7 protein-coding genes and 2 tRNA genes are annotated in these 6,515 nt (G+C 38.3%); 6 read left to right on the top strand and 3 right to left on the bottom strand.

Annotated features, from left to right (window positions below):
• Both D6734_10605 and D6734_10600 read left to right on the top strand, forming a co-directional pair.
• Positions 1-657 (top strand): efflux RND transporter permease subunit (locus D6734_10605; protein RMF93234.1); only part of this gene is annotated, 657 nt, incomplete at its 5' end.
• A 69-nt stretch (positions 658-726) separates the two neighbouring features.
• Positions 727-798 (top strand) — tRNA-Gly (locus tag D6734_10600).
• A gap of 4 nt (positions 799-802) precedes the next feature.
• Here D6734_10600 and D6734_10595 read toward each other — a convergent pair.
• Genes D6734_10595 through D6734_10585 form a run of 3 tightly spaced genes read right to left on the bottom strand, consistent with a single transcriptional unit; the run spans position 803 to position 3,914 of the window.
• Positions 803-1,819, bottom strand: coding sequence for a DUF814 domain-containing protein (locus D6734_10595; GenBank protein RMF93233.1), 1,017 nt, complete (start codon positions 1,817-1,819; stop codon positions 803-805).
• Position 1,820: 1 nt separating this feature from the next.
• Entirely contained in the window at positions 1,821-2,990 is a 1,170-nt protein-coding gene (locus D6734_10590) for a 1-deoxy-D-xylulose-5-phosphate reductoisomerase (protein RMF93232.1), read from the bottom strand.
• Positions 2,991-3,023: 33 nt separating this feature from the next.
• Positions 3,024-3,914 carry a CoA ester lyase gene (locus D6734_10585; GenBank protein ID RMF93231.1) on the bottom strand — a complete coding sequence of 297 codons (891 nt, stop codon included), beginning with the start codon at positions 3,912-3,914 and terminating at the stop codon, positions 3,024-3,026.
• Positions 3,915-4,093: 179 nt separating this feature from the next.
• On the opposite strand from D6734_10585, the gene D6734_10580 reads away from it, so the two are divergent.
• From D6734_10580 to D6734_10565, 4 genes are all read left to right on the top strand, one after another.
• Positions 4,094-5,365 carry a serine--tRNA ligase gene (locus D6734_10580; protein ID RMF93230.1) on the top strand — a complete coding sequence of 424 codons (1,272 nt, stop codon included), beginning with the start codon at positions 4,094-4,096 and terminating at the stop codon, positions 5,363-5,365.
• An 87-nt stretch (positions 5,366-5,452) separates the two neighbouring features.
• Positions 5,453-5,537, top strand: a tRNA-Ser gene (locus tag D6734_10575).
• 79 nt (positions 5,538-5,616) lie between these two features.
• The gene (gene crcB, locus D6734_10570; protein RMF93229.1) at positions 5,617-5,997 is read left to right on the top strand and encodes a fluoride efflux transporter CrcB; all 381 of its coding nucleotides are present in this window, start codon (positions 5,617-5,619) and stop codon (positions 5,995-5,997) included.
• Positions 5,997-6,335 (top strand): DUF190 domain-containing protein, encoded by a 339-nt coding sequence (locus D6734_10565; protein ID RMF93228.1) that lies wholly within the window; start codon positions 5,997-5,999, stop codon positions 6,333-6,335. The genes crcB and D6734_10565 overlap by 1 nt, the downstream gene beginning before the upstream one ends.
• Positions 6,336-6,515 lie beyond the last annotated feature (180 nt).

The raw sequence follows: 6,515 nt of genomic DNA, 5'->3' as shown, positions 1-6,515 counted from the left end.
GTAGGTATTAGTCCTGTCAATATAATATTAAAACTGATACTTTCAGTAAAAAAAGAAAAACCTCCAAAGAATATAAAAGTTGTATGGAACGGAGAAGGAGAATGGAAGATAACACTTGACGTTTTTAGAGACTTAGGAATTGGTTTTGCAGGTGCTCTTGCTGGTATCTATTTGCTTCTTGTAATAGAAACATCATCCTTTATTATGCCCTTGATAATAATGATATCGATCCCTTTTACATTAATAGGAATTTTGCCCGGATTTTTTATTTTAAACCTTATAGCAAACAAGCCCGTAAGTGGATATGATAATCCAGTATTTTTCTCTGCTACCGCTATGATAGGAATGATTGCCCTTTCCGGAATTGTGGTAAGAAATGCGATCATTCTAATAGATTTCATTAGAAACAGTATTAAGGAAGGCAAAGAACTTCGTATTGCTCTTTTGGAATCAGGTGCTGTAAGATTTCGTCCCATTCTTCTTACTGCAGGAACTTCACTTCTTGGGAATGTTGTTATAACACTTGATCCAATATTCAGTGGATTAGCTTGGTCAATAATCTTTGGTATATTTGCATCCACTATTTTTACTATGCTTTTCATACCCATAGTGTTCAATCTCATTTATGGGGAAAAAAGCGTTAAGACAGAAAAATAGCATCATTCATTTTCAACTCCTTTTGATTGACAAGGAAAAACAATCACGCTATATAAATATTAAGTTGATGCGGGCGTAATTCAGCGGTAGAATGCAAGCTTCCCAAGCTTGACGTCGTGGGTTCGACTCCCATCGCCCGCTTTTTTTATCTTAAAATATATTTATCTATCTCTTCCGAATCGGCAGGTTTTGTTTGTAGGAATGTTTCTTTATCCTCCGAGTGCTTTTTCGCAGATAAAGTTATTCCGTCCCCGTTTCCCTTGCAATAATAAGCAATCAATCGCGCGGCGAGTTCGATATTCTTTTGAGAGGAATTTGTTCGCAATATAGCCGAAGGACCTTGTACATTGACAGGCTCAAAGCAGATATCTTCGTCTTTTAGCATATTCTTTAATCCATTATTTTCAGCCTCATTTCTTCCAATAACCAGTTTTGTTTCTTTATCAATACGAAGATGGCGGCCTACTTTCAATAGATTTATATCTCCCATAGACACTTCCCTTTGATTATCAAAAAGGTCTTTCAAGCGTCTTGCAAATGAAGCATCAGTCAAAAGGCAGCCACCTGCAGGGCAAGGATAATCGTTAATTCCATATTCTTCCGCCAGCGCCATCTGTTTCTTTCTTGACCGTCCAGTGATTGCCGGAAGCTTGTCCCTGTCGATCCATCCTTCTTTTTCGGCAATCGTTTCAGGAAAATATCTTGCGCTCAAGGGTCTCAAAACCAATCCTTTCAATCCACTTTCTCTGTCTATTATGTTGATAGTATCCCTTCGCTGAGACATTGGCCGCTGTCCAAGGACTTCACCCGTTATGATGAACTTAGCTCCTATCTCTTTCATATATTCACCTGCAATCTTGTGCATAAAAATCCTGCAATCAATACAGGGGTTCATATTCTTGCCGTAACCGAATTTAGGATTTCTAATTACTTCAATATATTCCTTCCCTACATATACGGTTTTCAATTTAACTCCAAATTCATCACACACTCTTTTCGCTTCACTGATACATCCCCTTTTTTTTGATGTACAGCGGCAAAAAGGAGATATGAAATTGATTGCATACACTTCAATCCCCTGCTCTTGGACAACTTTCACTGCTAATGTGCTGTCAAGGCCTCCTGAGAGCAACGCAAGAGCTTTTATCTTTTCAGATTTCATATCACAGCCCTTTCTCAAGCTCTTCAATTATTCTCTTTGATTCTTCTCTCGCCCATCTATCTGCATCCAACACATCTCCAATAGATGCCACCTCTCTGCTCTTATGCTTATTCATAGTATTTTCTATGACAACAGGTATATTATTAAATGACAATTTTTCTTCAAGAAAAGAATGAACAGCAACTTCATTTGCCGCATTCAACACTGCCGGCATTGTGCCTGCAATCTTTCCAGCTTCAAGGGCAAGCGCCAAACAAGGAAATTTCTTCAAATCAGGTTCATAAAATGTAAGCTCTCCCTTCGCTGGTAGATTGAGCGAAGGGTATTCATTTGGCAAACGCTCAGGATAGGCAAGAGCCAGCGATATAGGGATTCTCATATCAGGTATTCCAAGCTGACCCACAACGCTGCCGTCAATATATTCAACCATAGAATGAATAATACTTTCAGGATGAACTACAACTGAGATTTTCTCTATTTCAATGTCAAATAACCATTTCGCCTCAATCGCTTCAAGTCCTTTATTCATCATAGTTGCAGAATCAACTGTAATCTTCTTCCCCATTTTCCAATTGGGATGCTTCAAGGCATCTTCAGGTTTTATGGTCTGCATCTCTTCCTCGGTGTAATTGAGAAATGGTCCACCTGAAGCAGTAATAATAATTCGTCTAATATCTTCTCTCCGATGTCCTTCCAAAGATTGGAAGATAGCGCTGTGCTCACTATCTATAGGAAGAATGCGTATCCCTTTTTTTACGGCTTCCTCAGTTATGATTTTACCCCCAACGACCAAGGATTCCTTATTTGCTAATGCGATATTTTTCCCGCTTTTTATTGCCTCAAAGGTCGGAATCAACCCTGCCGCTCCAATCATTGAAGAAACTACAAGGTCAACCTCCTCATTTGTGGCTATTCGATTCAATCCCTCGATGCCACTATAAACTTTAATTGACGAATCTATTTCTGCAGACATTTTCTTTGAGGCATTTTCATTAAAGAGAGCAACCTCCTTAGGATTGAATGCTTCAATTTGCTTTTTCAATAGTTCAGTATTGGTATTAGAAGCAAGCCCTATGATTTCAAACCTTTCGGGAAACTTTGATATTACATCGAGACAGTTTTGTCCTATTGATCCGGTAGAACCCAGAATCGATATCTTTTTCTTCTTCATCTCATCACTATTAAAACGATTTTAGACTAAATATCAAAGAAGACCCGCTTTCTCTGCCTTCAAGAGAACACGTTTTGCGTTATCCACATGAAGCTGTTCAACGAGTTCCCCATCTACTTCAATAGCGCCCTTGCCTTCGGCTTTTGCTTTTTCATAGGCGTCGATAATCTTTTTGGCAAAAGCAATTTCCTCCTCTGTGGGGCTGAAAAGCTTATTCACAGGAGCAATCTGGCCGGGATGAATTACTGATTTGCCATCATAGCCCATATTAACCACAAACTGTGTATGCTTCACAAGCCCCTCTTCATCCCTAACATTAAAGTAAGGAGAATCTATAGCGTCAATCCCCGCACAGCGCGCCGCAATCAATATTCTATTTAAAGGATAAATTGCTTCAAGACGCTCCTGAGTAATCCTTCCTCTTGTCTCTTTGGTATAATCTGCCGCTCCAAATAACAATGCTTTCATCCTTTTTGAAGAAGAAGCGATTTCATCAATATTAGCTATCCCCTGAGGGGTTTCAATCATAGCCATTAAATTTATACTTCCTACCTCAACTGTTGTTGATTTTTCAACCTCCTCCACAATTCTTTCAACCTTTCTTACATCTTCAGCGCAATTTACCTTTGGGATAATTATACCATCCGGTTTTGAAGGGACAATTGTTCTAATATCCTCTTCTCCAAATGGTGTTTCGAGGGAATTAATTCTTACATTCTTTTCCTTCTCTCCAAAGTCAACTTTCAAAAGCATCTCTGCCACTAAGGACCTTGCGTTTTCCTTTTCTGTAATTGCAACAGCGTCTTCAAGGTCTATTATTAGCGAATCTACTTCAAGCGTTGTTGATTTATTGATCATTTTTTCACTTGAACCGGGAACATAAAGCATTGTTCTTCTTAATCTTTCCACTTCTATCTCCTCCATAAGTATTAATTTTGAACTTTAATCCTGCTTCTTATATACTTTGATCAATTTTTTTTCAAACCATAAAGGAAGTCTTTTTTCTATGAATGTTTGACTTAACATCTGTAATCAAGATAATATCTTTTAAGTTTTTTTGATTAGATTTCTATTAATAAAAGATTTAAAGGGGTTGATATTAAATGCTTGATATCAAAAGAATTCGTGAGGAAAAGGAAAAGGTAATAAATGCTTTGGCTTCACGACACGGTTCATTTCCAATCGAGGAATTGATTGAGCAAGATGAAGAAAGAAGAAGGACTATTCAGGAAGTAGAAGAGCTCAAAGCAAAACGCAATAAGGCATCTGATGAAATAGCCAGAAGAAAAAAGAAGAAAGAAGATGTCTCTGAACTTATCAAGGAGATGAAACGAGTTTCAGAACAAATCAAGGATCTTGATAAAAGACTTAATGGAATAAATAACCATATCACACAATTACTCCAAGAAATTCCGAATATTCCTCATCCCGATGTTCCTGAAGGAAAAGACGACAGCAATAATGTGGAGGTGCGCAGATGGGGTGAGATTCGAGATTTTTCTTTTACCCCCAAAGATCATGTTGAAATTGGAACAGCTTTGGGAATACTTGATTTTGAAAGAGGGGCAAAGATAAGCGGTACAAGGTTTGCAATATTTAAAGATGATGGGGCAAAGTTGGAGCGTGCTCTTATCAATTTTATGCTCGATATCCATACAAAAGAAAGCGGTTACAGCGAAATCTTTCCTCCATTTCTTGTAAATGCACAAAGTATGACCGGCACTGGACAACTCCCAAAATTTGAGGAAGATCTTTTCAAAACGAATGATGAGCTTTATCTAATACCAACAGCAGAAGTGCCTGTTACAAACCTTCATAGTGGGGAAATATTGGATGAATCGGCACTGCCTATAAAATACACGGCTTATACTGCCTGCTTCAGGCGTGAAGCTGGCACTTATGGAAAGGAAACACGGGGGCTCATTCGTCAACACCAGTTCGACAAAGTAGAGCTTGTAAAATTTTCACTTCCTGAAAATTCATATGATGAACTTGAATCTCTTACTAATGATGCTGAAAAAATTCTTCAAAAATTAGGGCTTCCTTATAGAGTCGTAATTCTCTGCACAGGAGATCTTGGTTTTTCTTCAGCAAAAACCTATGACATAGAGGTATGGATTCCTTCAAGAAACAAATATGTCGAGATTTCTTCCTGTTCCAACTTTGAGGATTTCCAAGCGAGACGAGCAAATATCAGGTTTAAGAGAAAAAACTCAAAGAAAACCGAGTTCGTCCATACATTGAATGGCTCAGGATTGGCTGTGGGGCGAACTTTTGTCGCTTTGCTTGAAAACTATCAGCAGGAGGACGGCTCTGTATTGATACCTGAAGCATTAATACCATATATGAATGGCATCGAGAAGATTTCTCCATAACAATTGGAAGAATAAAGATTGAAAAAGATCATCAAAAATATTGAAAAAAATCTTTTTTGCATTTATATATAAGCTTCAAATTATGACGGAGGAGTGGCCGAGTGGTCGAAGGCGGCGGTCTTGAAAACCGCTGTACCGCAAGGTACCGTGGGTTCGAATCCTACCTCCTCCGTTTTTTTAATTTCATTATTCACTCCTTTATGTTATCACTTCGTTGAATAGATTTACATTTATATAATAGTGTTTTCAAAATGATTAAAGTTATAATGCTTGTTCTTGGCGGAGGCGCAGGCGCTGTGGCAAGATATTCTCTTGCAGGCTTCATCTCGAGAATTTATCCGGGGCTTTTTCCTGCTGGCACGATGGTTGTCAATCTTGCAGGCTCTTTTTTAATAGGGCTTCTTTGGGGATTCTCAGAAATATTCAATATTTCTCCCAATACGCGCACATTCATTTTTATTGGATTTCTTGGAAGCTTCACTACATTTTCCACTTTTGCTCTTGAAAGCGTCAACCTTATAAGGGACAATGAAAAGTGGTTAGCACTAATCAATATATTCTTAAGCAATGCCGCAGCCATAATATTGGTTTTTCTTGGCTTTTTCATTGCAAAAGCAATAGGAGGTAACTGATGAAACTTCCTGAAGACGGAGTCTTATTGAGGATTTTTATTGGGGAAGCAGACACATATAAAGGGAAACCTCTTTATGAAGCCATACTTCTCAAAGCCAAGGAATTGGGATTGGCAGGAGTAACAGTGCTCAAAGGAATAATGGGATTTGGCGCTCATTCGAGGATCCATGCTGCAAAGGTACTGCGGCTCTCTGAAGACTTGCCAATAGTAATCGAAATTGTCGACCATGAGGAGAAAATAGCTGAAATCCAACCCTTCTTAGATGAAGTGGTGCAGGAAGGATTGATCACAAAGGAAAAGGTAAAGGTAATCAAATACCGCTCAAGACATAAATAGATTCACAGTGCTATAAAAAAGGGATAGGAAGAAAGCATATCTGCTTTACTCTGTCATAACAAGAGAAGTTTTCAGAAAGGACAAGGATTTTATCAACTTTATATTTTTTCCTGAAACTAAAAACTGATTTTCCAGCTTTAGCAAAATTCAATAATGATTTGACTTCTATTGCAGCATAAG

The organism is Candidatus Schekmanbacteria bacterium, assembly GCA_003695725.1.
Taxonomy (GTDB): Bacteria; Schekmanbacteria; GWA2-38-11; order GWA2-38-11; family J061; genus J061.
Note: the sequence above shows the minus strand (reverse complement) of the source record. Positions and strands in the feature narration are given on the sequence as shown.